Origin of the sequence: Kribbella sp. CA-247076, from assembly GCF_050942445.1 — a bacterium.
Taxonomy (GTDB): domain Bacteria; phylum Actinomycetota; class Actinomycetes; order Propionibacteriales; family Kribbellaceae; genus Kribbella.
This window is the reverse complement of record NZ_CP192051.1, coordinates 3755452-3773965: the sequence shown is the minus strand read 5'-3', so window position 1 is coordinate 3773965 and position 18514 is coordinate 3755452. Positions and strand designations below refer to the sequence as shown.

At 70.8% G+C, this 18514-nt stretch carries 15 protein-coding genes; 7 read left to right on the top strand and 8 right to left on the bottom strand.

Annotated features, from left to right (window positions below; all coding sequences use genetic code 11):
• Nucleotides 1–19 precede the first annotated feature (19 nt).
• Nucleotides 20–2476 (top strand): aminopeptidase N, encoded by a 2457-nt coding sequence (pepN, locus tag ACQPYZ_RS17900; protein ID WP_433156922.1) that lies wholly within the window; start codon nt 20–22, stop codon nt 2474–2476.
• Nucleotides 2477–2665: 189 nt separating this feature from the next.
• Nucleotides 2666–4105 (top strand): septation protein SepH, encoded by a 1440-nt coding sequence (sepH, locus tag ACQPYZ_RS17895; RefSeq protein WP_433169599.1) that lies wholly within the window; start codon nt 2666–2668, stop codon nt 4103–4105.
• On the opposite strand, the gene ACQPYZ_RS17890 is transcribed toward sepH, so the two are convergent.
• From ACQPYZ_RS17890 to ACQPYZ_RS17875, 4 genes are all read right to left on the bottom strand, one after another.
• A complete protein-coding gene (locus ACQPYZ_RS17890; RefSeq protein ID WP_433169597.1) occupies nt 4102–5883 on the bottom strand; it encodes an FtsX-like permease family protein in 1782 nt (593 codons plus the stop codon). The genes sepH and ACQPYZ_RS17890 overlap by 4 nt on opposite strands.
• A 4-nt stretch (nt 5884–5887) precedes the next feature.
• On the bottom strand, nt 5888–6628 hold the full coding sequence (locus tag ACQPYZ_RS17885; RefSeq protein ID WP_433169595.1) for an ABC transporter ATP-binding protein: 741 nt from the start codon (nt 6626–6628) through the stop codon (nt 5888–5890).
• Nucleotides 6625–7158, bottom strand: coding sequence for a PadR family transcriptional regulator (locus ACQPYZ_RS17880; protein WP_433169593.1), 534 nt, complete (start codon nt 7156–7158; stop codon nt 6625–6627). Before ACQPYZ_RS17880 ends, ACQPYZ_RS17885 begins: the two co-directional genes overlap by 4 nt.
• Nucleotides 7159–7238: 80 nt before the next feature.
• Nucleotides 7239–8195: a BtrH N-terminal domain-containing protein gene (locus ACQPYZ_RS17875; protein WP_433169591.1), complete on the bottom strand. Its 957-nt coding sequence runs from the start codon at nt 8193–8195 to the stop codon at nt 7239–7241.
• 231 nt (nt 8196–8426) lie between these two features.
• On the opposite strand from ACQPYZ_RS17875, the gene ACQPYZ_RS17870 reads away from it, so the two are divergent.
• Nucleotides 8427–8837 (top strand): hypothetical protein, encoded by a 411-nt coding sequence (locus ACQPYZ_RS17870; protein ID WP_433169589.1) that lies wholly within the window; start codon nt 8427–8429, stop codon nt 8835–8837.
• 68 nt (nt 8838–8905) lie between these two features.
• Here ACQPYZ_RS17870 and ACQPYZ_RS17865 read toward each other — a convergent pair whose 3' ends face one another.
• The gene (locus ACQPYZ_RS17865) at nt 8906–9289 is read right to left on the bottom strand and encodes a winged helix-turn-helix transcriptional regulator (protein ID WP_433169587.1); all 384 of its coding nucleotides are present in this window, start codon (nt 9287–9289) and stop codon (nt 8906–8908) included.
• 88 nt (nt 9290–9377) lie between these two features.
• Here ACQPYZ_RS17865 and ACQPYZ_RS17860 point away from each other — a divergent pair, with 88 nt between their 5' ends.
• From ACQPYZ_RS17860 to ACQPYZ_RS17850, 3 genes are all read left to right on the top strand, one after another.
• On the top strand, nt 9378–10214 hold the full coding sequence (locus ACQPYZ_RS17860; protein WP_433169585.1) for an NAD(P)H-binding protein: 837 nt from the start codon (nt 9378–9380) through the stop codon (nt 10212–10214).
• 82 nt (nt 10215–10296) lie between these two features.
• The gene (locus ACQPYZ_RS17855) at nt 10297–14112 is read left to right on the top strand and encodes a discoidin domain-containing protein (RefSeq protein WP_433169583.1); all 3816 of its coding nucleotides are present in this window, start codon (nt 10297–10299) and stop codon (nt 14110–14112) included.
• Nucleotides 14113–14119: 7 nt separating this feature from the next.
• Complete coding sequence (locus tag ACQPYZ_RS17850) at nt 14120–15211, top strand: Gfo/Idh/MocA family protein (protein WP_433169581.1); 1092 nt, start codon at nt 14120–14122, stop codon at nt 15209–15211.
• Here ACQPYZ_RS17850 and ACQPYZ_RS17845 read toward each other — a convergent pair.
• Nucleotides 15208–15891, bottom strand: a complete 684-nt coding sequence (locus tag ACQPYZ_RS17845) for a TetR/AcrR family transcriptional regulator (protein WP_433169579.1) — start codon at nt 15889–15891, stop codon at nt 15208–15210. The genes ACQPYZ_RS17850 and ACQPYZ_RS17845 overlap by 4 nt on opposite strands.
• Nucleotides 15892–15964: 73 nt before the next feature.
• Here ACQPYZ_RS17845 and ACQPYZ_RS17840 point away from each other — a divergent pair, with 73 nt between their 5' ends.
• On the top strand, nt 15965–16657 hold the full coding sequence (locus tag ACQPYZ_RS17840; protein WP_433169577.1) for an NAD(P)-dependent oxidoreductase: 693 nt from the start codon (nt 15965–15967) through the stop codon (nt 16655–16657).
• Here the strand turns inward: ACQPYZ_RS17840 and ACQPYZ_RS17835 are convergent.
• On the bottom strand, nt 16654–17211 hold the full coding sequence (locus ACQPYZ_RS17835) for a GNAT family N-acetyltransferase (RefSeq protein ID WP_433169575.1): 558 nt from the start codon (nt 17209–17211) through the stop codon (nt 16654–16656). The two genes, ACQPYZ_RS17840 and ACQPYZ_RS17835, sit on opposite strands and share 4 nt — an antisense overlap.
• On the bottom strand, nt 17208–18461 hold the full coding sequence (locus ACQPYZ_RS17830; protein WP_433169573.1) for an ROK family transcriptional regulator: 1254 nt from the start codon (nt 18459–18461) through the stop codon (nt 17208–17210). Before ACQPYZ_RS17830 ends, ACQPYZ_RS17835 begins: the two co-directional genes overlap by 4 nt.
• Nucleotides 18462–18514 lie beyond the last annotated feature (53 nt).

Genomic DNA, 18514 nt, shown 5'->3' with positions numbered 1-18514 from the left:
ACCGCATAGAGTTGCCGGCATGCCGAGTCTCACCGTCGACGGCGCCCGCACCCGGGCAGCCGCACTCACCGTCCAGTCGTACGACGTCGACCTCGACCTCACCCAGGGCGAGCGCACGTTCGGGTCGACCACCACCATCCGGTTCACCGCCACCGCGACGTCGACGTGGCTGGACGTCAAGCCCGACGAGCTCACCTCGGTGACGCTGAACGGTACGGCGGTCGACGTCGCCGGACTGAACGACGGCCGGCTGGAGCTGACCGGCCTGCGGTCCGACAACGAGCTCGTCGTGGTCGCGTCGATGCTGTACTCGCACGACGGTGAGGGCCTGCACCGCGCGGTCGACGCCGCCGACGGGCTCGTCTACACCTACGCGATGTCGTTCCTGGACGCCGCACCGCGGATCTTCGCGTGCTTCGACCAGCCCGACCTCAAGGCGCCGTACCGGATGACGGTGACCGCGCCGCCGGAGTGGATCGTGCTCGGCAACGGCGCGGCCACCCAGGTCTCCCCCGGTCGCTGGGAGCTGGCCGAGACGCCGCCGCTGTCGACGTACTTCGTCACCGTCGTGGCCGGGCCGTACCACCAGCTCACCGACTCCCACGACGGCATCCCACTGAGCGTGGTCGCGCGGCAGTCGCTGAAGGAGGCGCTGGAGCGGGAGGCCGGGGACATCTTCGAGGTCACGAAGCAGTCCTTCGACGAGTACCACCGGATGTTCGGCTACCGGTACCCGTTCGGCGAGTACCACCAGGCGTTCGTGCCGGAGTTCAATGCCGGCGCGATGGAGAACCCGGGCTGCGTGACGTTCCGCGACCCGATGGTGTTCCGCTCGGCGGTGACCGACGGCGAGCGCAGCAACCGGGCCCGGACCGTGGTCCACGAGATGGCACACCAGTGGTTCGGCGACATCGTCACGATGGAGTGGTGGAACGACCTCTGGCTGAACGAGTCGTTCGCGGAGTACATGGCCCACCGGGTGTCGACCGACGCGACGAGGTACACCGACAACTGGATCGACTTCGCGTTCATCCGCAAGTGGTGGGGGCTGCAGGCCGACCAGCGCTCGTCCACCCACCCGGTCGCGGCGGACGCGGTCAAGGACGCGCTCGCGTCGCTGGACGACTTCGACGGCATCTCGTACGCCAAGGGCGCCGCCGTCCTCAAGCAGCTGGCTGCCTACCTCGGCGACGACGTCTTCCTGGCCGGCGTCCGCGCGCACATCGAGTCCAACCAGTTCGGCAACGCGACCTTCGCCGACCTGGTCGGCAAGTGGACCGAGGCCGGCGCGGTCGACCTCGACACCTGGGCGCGGAACTGGCTGCGCACGCCCGGTCTGGACACGATCAGCGCGAGCCGTACGGGCGCCGGCATCACCCTGCGCCGGGTCGCGCCGGCCGAGTATCCGGCCGAGCGCCCGCACAAGCTGACGGTCGGCGGGTACGACGCGGACGGCCGCGCCACGACCGTCGACGTACTCCTGGACGCGGACGAGGTGGCCGTCGAGCTCGATCCCTCGCTGGCGGTGGTGATCCCGGACGCCGGGGACGACAGCTGGGCGAAGATCCGGCTCGACGCCGACAGCCTGGCGAACCTGCCGGCGGTGCTGCCGAAGATCTCCGACGGGGTCACCCGGGCCGTCGTCCTGAACAGCATCCGCGACGCCGTGGCCGACGCCGAGCTCGACCCGAAGCTCGGCTTCGACGTACTCGTCGGGATGCTCCCGCACGAGACCAGCGACATCGCGGTCGCGACCATGGTCGGCTGGGCGAACTCGCACCTGCTCGGCATCTACCTGCCGTACCAGCCGTACCGCGGTCAGCTGGCCGCGACACTCGCTGCCCGGCTCCGGACGACGGCGGCCGGGAGCAGTCTGCAGCTCGCGGTGGCGCGTGGGTACGTACGGTTCGCCGACGAAGCCGACGTACTCAAGGGCTGGCTGGCCGGCGAGGGCGTGCCGGACGGGCTCGCGATGGACGCGGACCTGCGCTGGACCGTCCTGCTCCAGCTCGCCCGCCTCGGCGCGGTCGGCGACGCGGAGATCGACGCCGAGCTCCAGCGGGACACCTCGTCCGAGGGCGTCGTGCACGCGACCCGCTGCCGGGCGGCGCTGCCGACGCCGGCGGCCAAGGAGCGGGCCTGGACGCAGATCATGACCGACGCCGACGTCGCGAACTACGAGCTGTACGCCGCCTGCGAGGGCTTCTGGCACCCCGGCCAGCTCGAGCTCACCGCGCCGTACGTCGACCGGTACTTCGCCGAGATCGCCGGCACCGAGAAACTCCGGTCCGGCTGGGTCGTCGCCTCCAGCGCCAAGCTCGCGTTCCCCCGGTACGCCGTCGAGCAGGCGATCGTCACCCGGGCCGCCGACCTGGTCGCGGACGAGTCCGTCGCGGCCGGCATCCGGCGGTCGGTCGGCGACAGTGTGGACGACCTGAAGCGGGCGCTCGCGGTCCGGTCCGCGTTCGCGCACTGACCCGTCGGTCGCGGTCACACCGTGTTGTGACTACTGTGACTGGTGTGATCACAAGGACCCTTGTGAGCAGGCACGATGTGATTTCGTGACGTAACCTCCACAATGACCGCGCGGCACGGCGCGCCGGTCTTGGTCAGGCAGCACGTCCCGGGAGAGACTGTCGAGAACCGCACAGGAGAACAAAGGTCAATGCGCGAGGCGAGGCTCGTCGGTCTGAGCCAGGACGGGAAGCAACTCGTCCTGGCGATGGCGGAGACGGGTGAGGAGTTCGCCGTTCCGGTCGACGACCGGTTGCGTGCGGCCCTCCGCGGCGACCGTGCCCGACTCGGCCAGCTGGAGATTCAAATGGAGAGCGCGCTGCGCCCACGAGACATCCAGGCTCGTATCCGCGCCGGCGAAAGTCCCGAGGCGGTCGCTGCCGTCGCCCAGATGCCGATGGAACGCGTGATGGCGTTCGCCGGCCCGGTCCTGGCCGAGCGCGACCACATCGCCAGCCTGGCGCAGCGCGCGTCCGTACGCCGTCGCGGCGGTGCCGACGCCCCGACCCGCAACCTCGGCGCCTGGGTGACCGAGCGGCTGCGCACCCGTCAGGTCGACCCGGCGTCGGCCGAGTGGGACGCGTGGCGGCGCGACGACGGCCGCTGGGCGGTCCGCGTCTCCTACTACGTCGAGAGCGCGGACGAGGCGGAGCAGAAGGACGAGAAGATCGCGATGTTCGCGTACGACGCCCCCGGGCGGTACGCGGTCCCCGACGACGACGAGGCCCGCTGGCTGGTCGGCGAGCAGGCCCAGGTGCTGCCCCCGCCGGTCCAGCCGCAGCCCGGCGAACGCCGGCTGTCCGCGGTCGCCGACATCGACCTGTCGCTCGCGCCGGACCACGGCGCCGACAGCTACGAGGCCGGCTTCGAGGACACCGTCAGCCTGCCCCGCCGCAACCACCCGGCTCCCCGGGAGACCTCGCCGTCCCGGGAGGGGTTCGCCGCCCGCGAGGGCTCGTTCGGCCGCGAGGGCTCGTTCGGCCGGGAGGGATCGGTCGGCCGCGACCGGGAGGGTTTCGGGTCGCGGGACGTGGAGCGTGGCCCGCGGCGGGTGCACTCGGTGCCGAACCCGGACGACGAGCCGACGCTGATCGACGTACCGATCGAGCAGCCGCCGACGCTGCGGCCGGCGGTCCGGGCGGTCGAGCGCCCGACCGAGCTGCCGGCGGAGGCCGCGACGTTCGCTCCCCCGGAGGAGCGTGCCGCCGCGCCCGACCGGAGGCCCGCCCCCGATCGCGGTGCGCCGGCTCCCCGGCGTACTCCGGAGGACCGGTCCACGCCCGCCGCCCCGGTCGAAGAGCCCGCTCCCCAGCCGATCCAGGCCAAGCCGGCCCCCACCCAACCGAAGCCGGGTCCCGCCCAACCGAAGCCGGGTCCCACTCAGACGAAGCCGTCGCCCGCGGAGAGGAAGCCGTCGCCCGCGGAGGCTCAGCCCGAGCCGGCTCAGGCTGCATCCGAGGCAGCGCCGGGCACCGAGCCGGCCGCGGCCGAGGAGCAGGCGGAGCCGAAGAAGAAGCCCGCCCGGCGGAACAACAAGCGCGCCAGCGTGCCGAGCTGGGACGAGATCATGTTCGGCAAGAAGGCCGACTAAGTCCCTTCGGCGCTGAGCGTCTGCGCGACGGATCGACGGGCGGTAAGGTGCGCGGGCAGGGCAGTCAGCGCCGCGGTCGCCAGCAGCGAGGCTAGGCCGGTCGCGACCAGCCACCACGATGACGGCATGGTGATGGGTCCCCTGCTGAAAGGCAGGACGAAGGCGATCCCCAGGAAGACGCCGGCAACGGCGCCTGGCACCGTCGGCAGGAGTTGCGCGGCGGACAGCCCGGCCGTGAGCTGTCCAGGCGTCGCTCCGAGCGTCCGCCCGATGGCCATGACCGGCCGGGCTTCCACCGCCGTGGTCCAGGTGATCGCGACGACGTTCACGGCAGCCAGCGCGATCAGCGCGACCGTGACGGCCAGCAGGACGTGGCGCCCTTGGTCGGCTCGCAGGTTCCCCAGTTCGGGCGAGTCGAGGCCGTAGCTCATCGCGGGCTGGGCGTAGAGCGTGACCAGTGCCGTGGCGCCGATCAGCGTGACCGCGATGCTGGACCCGTGCAGGACTGCACGGCCAGGGCGACGGGCGATCAGGCGGAGGCCGAGCAGGAGCGGGGTCGGCAGGTACGCCGACAGACGGGTCAGCCCGGCCCGATGATGCGGCCGGTGCGCGCTGTCGGCCAAGGCGACGACTGTCTCGGTGCGCAGGGCCCGCACGGTGGGCGCCAGGGTGCTCAGGATCGCGACGGCGACCGCGAAGGCGGTGGTGATCGCGACGGTGGTCGCAGTCGGACCGGTTGGTCTGGAGATCAGGCTCGCGGTCGGGTTGACGATGGTGGACTCGCCCAGTCGCGCGACCGTCAGTCCCAAGGCGTCCGCGATCAACGCCACGACGAGATACTCGGCGAACAGCACGGCGGCGATTAGCCCGGGTGCGGCTCCGACCGCCTTCAGCAGACCGACCCGGCGAGTCTGCCTGGCAGCGCGGCCCGCGGCCAAGGTGGCCACACCGGCAATGGCCAGGAAGCTGAGCAACCAACTGCCGACGACCAGGATGGGCTGGCTGTCCCTGAGTATCACCGAGTCCTGCTTGGCGATGAACTGCCAACTGAAGAGGTGGACCCGGCTCGGCGAACCGCTGTTGGCGTCCACGAACACGTCCGTCGCCGCTGCGTCTCCCAGCTTCAGGTAGAGGACGGTCGTGGCCGGCAGTTCCGCGGCTGCGAGCGTCCGGGCATCCGCCGGGCTCAGCCAGACCAGCCCGCTGTAGTCGCTCGGTCCACCGCCGGGACCGATCATCGCCGCCCACGGGTACACCATGTTCGCCGCACTCACGGCGATCCCCGCCACACCGAACTCGCGCCCGGCCACCGATACGGTGTCGCCGACCCCCACGCCCAGCGCCTTGGCGAACCCGCGTTCGATCACGAGCCCGCCCGGTCGCGCCACCTCGCCTGCCGTCACCAGCGGACGACCGATCGCGTCCGGCGTCTCGCCGGCCTCCTGCGCCACCGCGCGCGATGTCGACCCGTTCGCCGCCAGGGTCGTGTGGAACTGCCGGTACGGGCCGCTGTGGTCGACGACCTCGTGTTCGTGCGGCAAGGGTGCCAACGCGGATGTCGCGCTGTCACCGCTGGTGGGCGCCAGCGCCACGACGTCCGGTCCGGCCGTAATCGCGCGGGTCTCCTGATAGAGCTCGTCGGTCGCTCCGCGCAGGGAAGTACCGAGACTCAACGTGGCGGTGGCGGCGGTCATCGCCAGCAGGAGCATCGCGGTCTGGGCGGGGTGACGGCGGATGTCGGCCAGGACGAGGCGGAACGCGAGCAGGGTGCGACCCACCGGGTCAGTCCTCCAGCCTGATCAGGCCGCCGAGTCGCCCGGCGGCGCCGGCCATCAGCGGCGTGTCGTCGACGAGCATCCCGTCGCGCATCGAGACCAGCCGGTCCGCGGTCACCGCGACCCGCTCGTCATGCGTTGCGATCACCAGCGTCTGGCCGGCGGCACGCAGGTCGCTGAAGAGCCTCAGCACGTCATTGGTCGCGGCGCTGTCCAGGTTGCCGGTAGGTTCGTCGGCCAGCAGGACCAGCGGCTCGTTGGCCATGGCGCGGGCGATCGCCACCCGCTGCCGCTGTCCGCCCGACAGCTCCCACGGCAGATGCCGGGCGCGGTCGGCGAGTCCTACCTGCTCCAGCAGCGCGGCTGCCCGGCGTCTCGCCACGCGCGGCGAGCGCCCGGCCAGCAGCACCGGCAGTTCCACGTTCTCGGCCGCCGACAGTTCATCGACCAGGTGGAAGGCCTGGAAGACGAAGCCCACCGACCGGCGCCGCAACCGGGCCAACGCCCGTTCGGACAGGGAGTCGATCCGCTCGCCGGCCAGCCACACCTCGCCATCGGTCGGACGCTCGAGCCCACCCAGGAGGTGGAGCAGCGTCGACTTCCCGCACCCACTCGGCCCCGTCACCGCCAGCATCTGTCCGGCGGGTAGGCCGAGATCGACTCCGTCGACCGCGCGGACCAGGTACTCCCCCTGTCCATGGTGTTTTGACACACCTCGGACGCGCAGCACATCGCCGTACCTGTTCATGTCTCCCCTGATTCGTCGGCGATGGCCGGCCAGCGTCGCTCGCAGGCCTCCAACCAGCGCAGGTCGGCCTGCAGCCGCAGCGCGATCCCTTCCAGCAACAGGCCGGCGATCGACTCCCGCGGCTCCGCGAGCACCGCTCGCTGCACTTCCCGCAACCGTCTGAGGAGCTCGCGGCGTTGCGCATCCACCAACTCCAGCGGATCCGCGAGCCGGGCTGCCGCAGCGGCGGCGAGCTTCAGGTGGAACTCCGCCAGATCCGGCTTCGGCCAGTCCACCTCGGCGAGCCAGGCGGCGACCCGGCGCTGGCCGGCCGGCGTCAACGCGTAGACCTTCCGGTCCGGCCGGTCGGCCTGCTCGTCCACCCGTTCGCAGACGACCAGTCCAGCCTTCTCCAACCGGCTCAGGGTGACGTAGATCTGGCCCGCGTTCATCGACTCACCCAACGGCCCGAGCGATCCACGCAGCCGCTCGCGCAGGCGGTAACCATGCGACGGCTCCTTCGCGAGCATCGCCAGTACTGCGTCCTGCATGGATCACCCCTCACGGCTTGAGATATAGATAACGGTTATCCAAGCTGCCGTCAAACCGGGAGCGGTGACGGATCTAGGAGTCAACCCTCGAGGCGGCTGAGCGCTTGCATGGCCTCTCGCTCCAGGCGGGAGAGCTCCGCGAGGATGTCGCCTGATTGGTGCAGGTACTTCGCGTCACCGGACTCTCCTGCTTCGTTGATCAGCGTCGCGACCTCGGTCCACAAGATGGCTGCTTCGGTGTAGAGCGCGTGGCCGGTGCGCAGGTGCTGACGGTTGAGTACGTCGACGCATTCGCCGAGGAAGTCCCGGTAGAGGTTCCGGAAGAGGGCGCCGCCGGTACCGGCCTGCTCCATCAGGAGCGCGGCCTGCGGCAGGTCCCGCTGTGGGTTGTCGGTGCGCTGGAGCCAGGTGCGGACCAGCCTGCCGGCCTTCTCGATGCCGCGGTGGCCGAGGTTCGCGATCGGCGGATCGAGGAACGCCTCGGCGCAGGCGGTGACGGCGCGGACGATCCGGGCTCGGGGTGCAGGCAACGCCCGCGGGGCAGCAAGCGTGAAGGACCGGTGCCTGGCGGTCATCGGACCGCTCGCCGCCCGCGCGTCCGCGAGGCTGCGAAGGCTGGTGGAGACTGCTCCGCCCTGCTGCTCGGTGTCCACCAAGTACGCAGTCTGGTCGTCGTACCCGCGGATGGCCACGACATGTCCGCCGAAGTGCACCTTCGACCTGAAGTAGTCCAGGTAGTAGCTGTCGAGCTGCAACCCGACCGGACAATCGGTATCGAGCCTGGCCGCGACTTGGCTCCACGCCTTCCGCGGCGAGGTGGTCTCCTCGACCGCAAGGTCCAGGTCGAGGACGGCGGCGAGGTTCCTGGTGAGCTCGAACGGCTTGACCCGGCCGCCCAGGAAGGGAAACCCGACCGCTTTGCTGTCCCAGTAGATGAAGGACAGGCCGGAGCCGAGCCCGAAGAGCATGGGTTCGGACAGGTCGATGCCCAGGTGCTCGAGCAGGACACCCAGAGCTGTCGTTTCGCAGTGCTGCACGCTGACATGGTGGTGCCTCCGGTGACCGGAGGGTCCAGCGCACCGTCGCCACGGACAGTCGTCCCAGATGGCGGACGGTGTTTGGCGCGTGCGCGCCGAGCTGTCATGATCTTCGGCATGCAGATGCTGTGTTGTTGCTGTTGTCGCTGACGCGCGCCGTCTCCGGCGCACGAGGCCTTGCCCCTTTCCCGTGGCCCGCCCGCCGACACCAGCACTCACAGGATCGTCCGCATGAATCTCCCGGCCTTCGCCGACCTGCTCGCGTCCCGCGGCCTCCGGCTGCTGCCCGGCTCGCACGCCGTCCCGGTCGAGCTGCTCGTACAGTTGCCTGACGCAACGATCACCCGGTTCACCGCCCGCGGCACCACGCTCCGGCTGAGCCGCTTCTCCGCCGACGCCCTGACCGCGATCACGATCGCCGCCGAGTGCGGCTGCGGTGACCACCACCCGCAAACCGGCCCGACCCGCGTGACGCTCAGCCGGTACGCCGTACCGTTCGAGGAGCGCACGATCGACGGCGAGCTCGTGTTCGGCTGGCAGTCACACGAGGCCGGCCTGCTCCGCCTCGCCGACGCCGCGACCCACTTCTTCACCCTCCTCGACCAGCTCCACACCCCGGAACGCGTCCTGGTCGCCGTCTGACCCGCCACCTTGTGCACGACGTGAGTACGCCGAGCGTGGCGACGTACTCACGTCGTGCACAAGGTGGGTCAGGGACGGCGGTTCGCCGGCTCGGTCTCGTCGAAGCGGCGGCGGGCGGCTTCGACCTCCGCCAGGTTCGGCGACCACTCGGCGAGTGAGCGGAAGAGTGGAGCCAGGCTGCGGCCGAGGTCGCTGACCTCGTACTCGACCCGCGGCGGGACCTCGGGGTAGTACGTCCGCAACACCAGACCGTCGCGCTCCAGCTGCCGCAGGCGCTGCGTCAGCACCTTGGGCGTGATCACCCCGATCCGCCGCTCGAGCTGCACGAACCGCTGCCGGCCGAACTCGTTCAGCGTCCAGAGGATCGGCGTCGTCCACCGGCTGAACACCACGTCGACCACCGGCGCGATCGGGCAGGCCTGCACCGGATCAACCGCTGTGCTCTCGCTCACAATCGGGATACTTTCCTCTAGGTACCTACTATGCCGACGCAAGTAGCGTCCTCGTCAGTCAAGCACACAGAACTGACGAGGAGCGAACATGATCGTGGTTACCGGTGCGACCGGAAACGTCGGCCGTCCCCTGGTGCAGGCCCTCACCGCAACCGGCGAACAGGTGACGGCGGTCTCCCGAAGGATCTCCGCCGACCCGACGAGCGTCGGCACGGTTCGGGCCTTCCAAGCTGACCTGGCCGAGCCCGAGAGCCTGAAGCCCGCCCTTGACGGAGCCGAGGCGATCTTCCTGCTCACCTCCCCCGGCTTCCTGGCGAACGGCGACCTCGGGGACGTGATGGACGTCGTCCGCGGAGCCGGCGTCAAACGCGCCGTGCTGCTCTCCTCCCAGGGCGTCGGCACCCAACGGCACCCTTCGAACCTGGAAGACACCGTCAAGCAGTCCGGCCTGGAGTGGACCATGCTGCGACCGGGCAACTTCGACACCAACGCCTTCCAGTGGGCCGAGTCGGTCCGGACCCGCCGAGTCATCGAGGCGCCCTTCGCCGACGTCGCTCTACCTGCCGTCGACCCCGCCGACATCGCGAACGTCGCCGCCATCGTCCTCCGAGAGCCCGGACATACCGGCGCCACGTACACGCTGACCGGACCGGAGCCGATTTCACCGCGCGGTCAGGCCACCGCGATCGGACAGGCCATCGGCGAGCCGGTCGAGTTCGTCGAACTGACCCACGACCAGGCGAAACGCCGCATGCTCGCCTTCATGCCCGAGCCCGTCGCCAACTCCACCCTCGCAATCCTTGGTACGCCGACCGCCGCCGAGCAGGCCGTGAGCCCGGACGCCGAACACCTCCTCGGCCGCCCGGCCCGCACGTTCGCGGAATGGGCCAGGACCAACGCGGTGGCCTTCGGACTGACCTCTTGAATAAGTAACACGCTTGGTTTAACTTATCGGCGCAGCAGCTGCCCCAGCGTGTACTTCCGGCCCGCCACCTGGAGGTTTCGGCATGACCAGACGTCTGCTCGCGGGGGTTCTCCCTGCCCTACTGCTGGCCGGGGTGCTCGCCGCACCGCCGGCCGCGGCCGCCACCATGTACCCGAGCGGCGTCGGCGCCGACCTCGGACCCACCCCGACCACGCTCGGCGTCCAGCCGGCCGCCGGCGACGATCCCGCCGGGCTGCGGACCGGCACCGAGCAGGGCCGCGGCTACTGGCGCACGAACCAGGCGGCGAACACGAGCTACCTCGAGTTCGACGTCGACCGCGACTACGTCGACGAGATCGGCACCGACGACGTCCTGGTGACGGTGACCTACCTCGACACCGGCACGGGCACCCTCGAGCTCCAGTACGACGCCGCCGCCGACCCGCAGGCGGACGCGGACGACCTCCGGCTCACCGGCACCGGCGAGTGGAAGACCGGCACGTTCGCGCTCACCGACATCGGCTTCACCGACCGTCTCGGGGATGCCGACCTGCGGCTGTTCGGCACCGAAGACATCACCGTCGGCACGCTCCGGATCAGTACGGCGGGCGCCTCGGTGCAGCTCGGCGCGGCCCCGATCCAGAGCGGCATCAGCCCGCGCGCCGGCGACCGGCCGGAGAATCTCGTCACCGGCGTGCAGGACGGCCGCCCGTACTGGCAGACCGACCGCACCGCGCCGGCGCCGGGCACGAACTTCTTCTACCTGAACGTCAGCGACACCTACCTGTACGACAACCGCGCCGGGTTGGTGCTGATCAGCGTCGACTACTTCGACGAGGGCAGCGGCCAGTTCGGCCTGCACTACGACTCCCCCGGCGAGACGATCCCGGAGAAGTTCAAGAACTCCGAGCTCGTCAGCTACGGCGACACCAGGACGTGGAAGACGCACACCTTCGCGCTGCCCGACGCGGTGATGACGAACCGCTCCAACGGCGCCGACTTCCGCATCCACAACGGCGACGGCTCGGTCGATCTCAAGGTCGCGGCCGTCCGCGTCGCCAAGGTCGCCAGCACGCTCGACGTCACCGAAGGTCTGGTCGACCTGATCGACGAGGCGGCCAGGGTCGAGCGGGCCGCCCGCGAAGGAACCCGCGACGGCCAGTACCCGGCCGGCAGCAGGGCCACCCTGCGGACGGCGATCGACGACGCCCGCGCGATCGCGGCTACTCCCGGCGTCACCGACGTACAGGTCAAGGAAGCGCTGCGGACGCTGCAGGCCGCGCTGGACGCCTTCGAGCCGGTGGACACGAACTTCGCCCCCGAGGGTACGGCGACCGCGAGCAGCGGAGCCGATGCCGCCCAGGTCAACGACCGTGATCACGCCACCGCCTGGACCAGCGGACAGGGCGACGCCTGGTTGCAGGTCGACCTGGGCAAGCCGCGGCGGGTGAACGACGTACGCGTCGAGTGGGCGCAGGCCTACTCCCCCGACTACACCGTCCAGGTCTCGAACGACGGCATGAAGTTCACCACCGTCGGGCGCACCGGGTCACCCGGCGCCAACCAGTTCAGCACGACCCGCTTCGCCACCACCAAGGCCCGGTACGTGCGGATCGCGATGACCGGCGCCGACTCCTTCATCGTCAAGGAGTTCCAGCTCCGCGAGTCGCCGGTCGTCACCCCGAAGCCGCGGCTGGTCAGCACCACCAACCCCACCGAGGACGGCGTGATCGCGGACTTCGACGCGACCGCGTACGGCGCCGACCGCACCGGCCGGCGGGACTCGACCAAGGCGATCCAGCAGGCCGTCTACGCCTGCCAGGACGCGGGCGGCGGGACGGTGTGGCTGCCGGCCGGTCGCTACCGGGTGACCGACACGATCGAGGTGCACGCCTTCTGCACGCTGCGCGGCGACCACGGTCAGGCCCCGAACTACGGCACCGTCGTCGTCGCCGAACTACCGGCGGGCGACGACGGCCCGAGCCTGTTCCGGATCGGCGGCAGCGCCGGCGTCCTCGGTGTCACCACCTACTATCCCCGGCAGAACGCCACCGACCCGGTCCCGTACAACTACACGTTCGAGATCCCGGGCGGCGCCTGGATCGGCAACGAGAACTACATGATGGCGACCGTCGCCGACGTCACGATGCTGAACTCGTACCGCGGGATCGGCATCAGCACGATGCCCAACGACCGCGGCAACGCGCCCAGCTCCGGCCAGGTGCACGAGTCCTCGACGATCCGCAACGTCCGCGGCACCGCGCTCCTCGAGGGCGCCCGGGCGTACAACGGCGCCGACGTCGGCACCTGGGAGAACGTCGTCTTCAGCAACGCGTTCTGGGCGTCCGCCCCGGCCGCCTACCAGCCACCGTCCCGCCCGGCACTCGACGCCTGGACCCGCGCGCACGGGACCGGCCTCGTCCTGGGCGACCTCGAGTGGGACCAGTTCCACCGGATCTCGCTGTCCGACTACCGCGTCGGCATCCACGTCGTCGCCGGCCAGCGCGCCCAGTTCACCGGCAGCTTCCTCCAGCCCGACGTACGCCGGACCGACATCGGCGTCCTGGTCGACACGATGGACGACCGCTGGGGCATGACGCTGGCCGCCGGCCGGGTCGAGGGCAGCGAGCACGCCGTCCTGAACAACTCCCGCGGCTACGTGAAGGTCACCGGCACCACGCTGACCGGCGCGATCGACGGGATCGTCCACCGGATGTCCGGCACGGCGCCGACGTACCAGCAGAAGCCGCTGCCGAAGCCGAAGCAGACCCTGTACGTCGTGGACGCGCCGCACGGGGTCGGGTATCTGCCGACCGCCGACGCGACCCGCGCCGTGCAGAAGGCGCTGGACAAGGCGGGCCGGAACGGCGGCGGCATCGTCTACCTGCCCGCCGGGTGGTACCGGATCAGCACGCACCTGACCGTACCGGCGAAGGTCGAGCTGCGCGGGGCGTCCGCCGTACCGAACCGGGACCAGTCCGGAGCCAGCGGCGGCACGGTCCTGCACGCCTTCGAACGCGGGACCGAGACCGCGCTGGTCACGCTCGGCCGCGGGGCCGGCGTACGCGGGCTGCGGGTGTTCTACCCCGACAACAACCCGGGCCGCCCGGAGGGTCTGGTCGAGTATCCGTTCGCCGTCCGGGGTCATGCCGGCGGCAACTACGTGATCAACGCCGGCTTCCCGAACACCTGGAACGGTCTCGACCTGCGGGGCGACGACATCGTCGTCCGGAAGCTCGCCGGTGCGTTCTTCGACCACGCGATCAAGGTCGGCCCGGGCCGCAACGGCCGGATCGAGGGTGTGCTCTCGAACGGCAACGCGGTCACCCGGGTCGGCTACCAGCAGCCGTACTGGATGAACGAAGGCGACATCTTCGAGCTCGTCATCGACAAGTACATGCGCAGGACCGCGAAGATCGTCACCGTCGACGGCGCCACCGGCCTGACGCTGCTGAACGTGTTCGCGTACGGCTTCCACGACGGCCTGGTGGTGAACAGCGGCCAGGTGGACGCGTTCAACCTCGGCACCGACAACCTCGGTACCGACGGCTACACGGTGAAGGTGACCGGCGGCGACGTCGAGGCGACCAACCTCGCCCGCTACAACGGCGCCACCAGCACCGGGCCGGTCGTGCTCCGGAACGTGATGGTGATCAACGTCGTCCAGCGCAGCATCGCGGTCGCGGCCGACGGGCCGGGTACGGTGGCGATCGCCGGCAACGAGTCCGAGCCGGGGACCTACGAGGTCGGCGCGCAGGTGACCGTGACGGCGACACCAACATCGGATAGCGTTTTCCGGAACTGGACCGTCGACGGGACGGTGGTCTCGACCGAGGCCTCGTACACCTTCACTGTCGCCACGGACCAGGTCCTGACCGCGAACTTCACCGTCACCTAGGAGCGAGATGGCTGACGCTACGAACCACCAGGTCGCGATCGTGGGCTGCGGCATCATCGGCCGCACCCACGCGGACACCATCGCCGGACGGCCGGACGCGGTCGTCACCGCGCTGGTCGACAGCGACCCGGCCGCCCGCGAGGCGCTGGCCGCCCGGCTGAAGGAGGCCGGGCAGCCGGAGCCGGCGGTGTACGACGACCTGGCCGCGGCGCTCGGCGCGGCGGACATCTCTCTCGTGGCGATCTGCACCCCGAGCGGGACCCACGCGGCGCTGGCCGAGCAGGCGCTGAACGAGAAGAAGCACGTCGTGATCGAGAAGCCGCTCGACGTCGACCTGACCCGGGCGCGGCGCCTCGGCGCGGCCGCGACCCGGGCGGCCGGCCAGGGCCTGGTCTCCTCGGTCATCAGCCAGCACCGCTTCGACCCCGGCAGCGCGCTGGTGCACGAGGCGATCCAGGTCGGGCGGTTCGGTCAGCTGACGTCCGCGGTCGCGACGGTTGCCTGGTGGCGCAGCGACGAGTACTACGCCTCGGCCGGCTGGCGCGGGACGTGGGCACAGGACGGCGGCGGCGCGCTGATGAACCAGGGCGTGCACACCGTCGACCTGCTGCTGTGGTTCATGGGCCGGCCGGTGAGCATCCAGGCGCAGGCGATCCGGGCCGCGCATCACGCGATCGAGGTCGAGGACACGGTCGTCGCGACGCTGACGTTCGAGTCCGGCGCGGTCGCCACCTTGCACGCCACCACCGCGGCCTTCCCCGGCGGCCGCACGCGGGTGTCGGTCCACGGGACCGAGGGCGGCGCCGAGGTCGAGGACGACCTGCTCCGCCGGTTCAACGCCGACGGCGCGACCGACGACGTCGAGGTCGGTCCGGGTGAGCCCGGCCACCACAAGGCGCAGTACGACGACATCCTCGGGGCGATCGCGGACGCCGGCCGGCCGGGCGTCACCGTCCAGGACGCGATCGACGCGCTCGCGACGGTGCGCGCGGTGTACATCGCCTCGACCCTGCAGCGGCCGGTGAAGTTCCTCGACGTGCTCGAAGGCCGGTACGACGACGTCGACGTCTCCCGCGGCATCGGACTGCCGCCGAACTAGGCAGGACCGCCGTGGTCCTCGTCCGGGTGCAGCCCGTCGAGGACCACGGATAGGCCCAGCTCGAACTCGTCGCCGTAGTCGTACCCCGGCTGCAGCGCGTGCCGGGTGACTTCCGCGAGGTGTGGATAGTCCTCGCCGAGGGCGTCCAGGAGGTCGCCGGCGATCGCGTCCAACTCGGCGCGGTTCGTGAACGGCAGACTGAGCTCCTGCAGCACGAACCCGTAGACGTAGCTGTCGATCAGCGAGAACGCGTGTGCGGCCATCGCGACGGAGAAGCCCCCTCCGCGCAGTGCGCCGAGGACCGCGTTGTGGTGACGCAGGATCGCGGCCCCCGGCTGGGTGCGGGAATCCATCAGGCCGACTGCCCAGGGGTGGCGCCGGAGCGCCGCCCGCGCCGAGGCGGCGCGGTCTCGCATGGCAGCCTTCCAGGCCGCGCCCGGCGCCGGCAGCTCGATCTCGGCGAAGACCGCGTCGACCAGCTGGTCGAGGATGTCCTCCCGGTTGGTCACGTGGTTGTAGAGCGACATCGCCTCGACGCCCAGCCGGCCGGCGATCGCCCGCATGCTGACGCCGGCGACACCCTTCTCGTCGGCCAGTGCCAGAGCGGCCTCGACGACGCGCTCACGGCTGAGCGGCGCCCGCTCGGCTCTCGTCCGGCGGCTCGTACCGCGCTCGCTCATCCAACTCCTCCTTGCGTCGACTTACGGCGTAAGTCTAAACTACTTACACTGTAAGTCTGCCGCAGGAGGGGACATGAAGATCTGCATCGTCGGCGCCTCGGGGAAGCTCGGGCGGTACATGGTCCGGCACGCGCTCGAGCGGGGCTACGAGGTCGTCGGGGTGTGCCGGGAGCGCAGCGTCGGCAAGCTGGCCGAGTTCGCGGACCGGATCACGATCATCCCGGGGCGTACGAACGACCGGGAGGTGATCCGGCGAGCGGTCGCCGGCTGCGACGGCGTACTGACCGTGCTGGTGCCGTGGGGTGTGCGGCAGTACTCGTCCGGCACCGCGCAGGCGGTCCTGGACTACAGCGAGCCGGACGCGCGTCTGGTCTTCTCCTGCGGGTGGCACATCACCCGGGACGGCCAGGACCGGTACTCGTGGAAGCTGCGGGCCGCCGTCCGGATCGCCACGCCACTGGCCAAGTTCTTCCGCGCGGTGGAGATCGACGACCAGGTGGAGGCGTGCCGGCGGATCTTCGCCAGCGACCGGCGGTGGACCGTGGTCCGCGGGAGCGACCTCGAGGAGGGCGAGAGCCAGGGTCTGCCGGTGTGGAGCCGGCACGTCGGCGACCCGGTGCTTGCGAGCAACCTGACCCGCCGGGTGGACTTCGCATTGTTCATGGTCGAAGCGCTGACCGACGACACGCTGATCCAGGAGGCGCCGGCGATCGTCGGCCGGCTCTCGGCCAGCGCACTGGCCCACAAGGAGTCGGCCGGATCCTAGGCGCCGGGTGCGCGGTCGTTGAGGACGCGCTGGAAGAGGTGGTGGTCGCGCCAGGCGCCGGCGATGTGCAGGTACGTCGGCGCCGTGCCGATCTGGGTGAAGCCGGTCCGATGGAGGACCTTCTGGGAGGCGACGTTGTCCGTGCGCGTGCTGGCTTCGATCCGGTGCAGCTTCAGCTCGGTGTCCGCGATCTCGGCCACCGTTTCGACCGCCCGGGTCATCAGGCCGCGGCCGACCCTGTCGACCGCGAGCCAGTAGCCGAGACTCGAGCTGCGGAACGGCCCGGGCACGAGGTCGTTCAGCGTGATCCCACCGAGGATCCGCTCACCCTCGACCAGCACCCACGGCACCGTCCGGCCGTCCTTGTACCGCTCGAGCGTCCCGGTCAGCCGCTCCCGTTGACCGGCCGGGGTGAACCAGCTGTCCGCCCGGTCCGGCTCCCACTCCTTCAGATGGTCCCAGCTGCGGACATAGGCGTCCGCCAGACCGATGTCGTCGTCGAGCGTGGCGAGGCGGAGCTGGACGTCAGGGGTCAGCGAGCGGGGCGCGATCACTTCGGCAGCCTACGTGCCTGACTGGATCCACTGACCCGAGGAGTGAACGCGTCGTGGAAGATCGTCGACGCCGCCCCGACCGCGGCCGCATCGGTCTGCAGCATCGACTCCTCGACCGCGACCGGACGGGTCTCCCGGGCGACCGGGTGCGCGTTCACCGCGCGGCCGATCTCGGCCAGGAAGATCTCCGAGATCTCCTTGCCGAACGCCGGGCCGCCGAGCACGACCAGGTCGATGTCGAGGAGGTCGACCAGGCCGACAGTCCCCTGCCCGATCACCCGGGCGACCTGGGTGACCGCCTGCACGGCCGCCTCGTCGCCGTCCGCGGCCGCCTTGCAGACCGCCCGGTACCGCTTGGCCTCGTCGGTGGCGCTCGGGTCGGTCTCGACGTACCCGAACTCTGCCGCGATCACCGGGAGCGAGGCGGTCGGGTTGCACTCCGGGAGCATCCGCGGACCGTTCTCGGGGTCCCACTCCCCCATCCGCAGCGCGGCCACCTGGCCGAACTCGCCGGCGTTCGCGGTCCCGCCGCGGTAGATCGAGCCGTTCAGGATCAGGCCGCTGCCGACGCCGGTGCCGAGGTAGAGGTAGGCGAAGTCGCGGGCCCGGGCGGACCGCCCGATCCAGCGCTCGCCGATCGCGGCCGCCGTACCGTCCTTCTCGACCAGGACCGGGTGGTTCAGCTTCTCCTGCAGCAGGTGGCGGATCTTCAGGCCGCGCCAGGCCGGCTGCAGCGGGAGGGCGAGCAGCGTGCCGTCCGCGTTGATCGGCCCGGGGACCGCGACGCCGACGCCGAGCATCGAGTCCAGGTCGACCTGGCTGATGCTGAGGGCGGCGGTCACGGTCGCGGCGGTCAGGTCGACCAGCCTGTCCGCGCTCAGGTCGTCGGCCAGGTCGACGGTCTCGCGGCGCACGATCGTGCCGTCGAGGTCGACGACCGCGACCGTGAGCAGCTCGGGGTCGATGTGGATGCCGACCGCGTGCGCCGCGTTCGACCGCAGCCGGACCGGCGTGCGCGGCTTGCCGAGCCGCTCGGCGCGTTCCTGCGCCTCCTCGACCAGCAGTCCCTGCTGCAGCAGGATCCGCAGGATGCGTGACACCGACTGCTGGGTGAGCCCGGTCCGGCGGGAGATCTCGGTCCGGCTGATGATGCCGGCCAGCCGGATCGTCTCGATGATCACCGCCTCGTTGAACGAGCCCAGGTCGTACTGGTTCGCACCCGCCCGCCGCATGTCCTCGTCGTCCGGCACCGCCGCCACCTCCCCGTCCTGGTCGTCTGTCGCTGTCCGTGACTAGCCGCGAT

What these genes read in the sequence shown, in the direction of transcription:
- ACQPYZ_RS17870 (WP_433169589.1), top strand. Translation starts at nt 8,427, where the DNA reads ATGAATCTCCCGGCCTTCGCCGACCTGCTCGCGTCCCGCGGCCTCCGG.
- pepN (WP_433156922.1), top strand. Translation starts at nt 20, where the DNA reads ATGCCGAGTCTCACCGTCGACGGCGCCCGCACCCGGGCAGCCGCACTC.
- ACQPYZ_RS17855 (WP_433169583.1), top strand. Translation starts at nt 10,297, where the DNA reads ATGACCAGACGTCTGCTCGCGGGGGTTCTCCCTGCCCTACTGCTGGCC.
- ACQPYZ_RS17850 (WP_433169581.1), top strand. Translation starts at nt 14,120, where the DNA reads ATGGCTGACGCTACGAACCACCAGGTCGCGATCGTGGGCTGCGGCATC.
- ACQPYZ_RS17840 (WP_433169577.1), top strand. Translation starts at nt 15,965, where the DNA reads ATGAAGATCTGCATCGTCGGCGCCTCGGGGAAGCTCGGGCGGTACATG.
- sepH (WP_433169599.1), top strand. Translation starts at nt 2,666, where the DNA reads ATGCGCGAGGCGAGGCTCGTCGGTCTGAGCCAGGACGGGAAGCAACTC.
- ACQPYZ_RS17880 (WP_433169593.1), bottom strand. Translation starts at nt 7,158, where the DNA reads ATGCAGGACGCAGTACTGGCGATGCTCGCGAAGGAGCCGTCGCATGGT.
- ACQPYZ_RS17860 (WP_433169585.1), top strand. Translation starts at nt 9,378, where the DNA reads ATGATCGTGGTTACCGGTGCGACCGGAAACGTCGGCCGTCCCCTGGTG.
- ACQPYZ_RS17885 (WP_433169595.1), bottom strand. Translation starts at nt 6,628, where the DNA reads ATGAACAGGTACGGCGATGTGCTGCGCGTCCGAGGTGTGTCAAAACAC.
- ACQPYZ_RS17845 (WP_433169579.1), bottom strand. Translation starts at nt 15,891, where the DNA reads ATGAGCGAGCGCGGTACGAGCCGCCGGACGAGAGCCGAGCGGGCGCCG.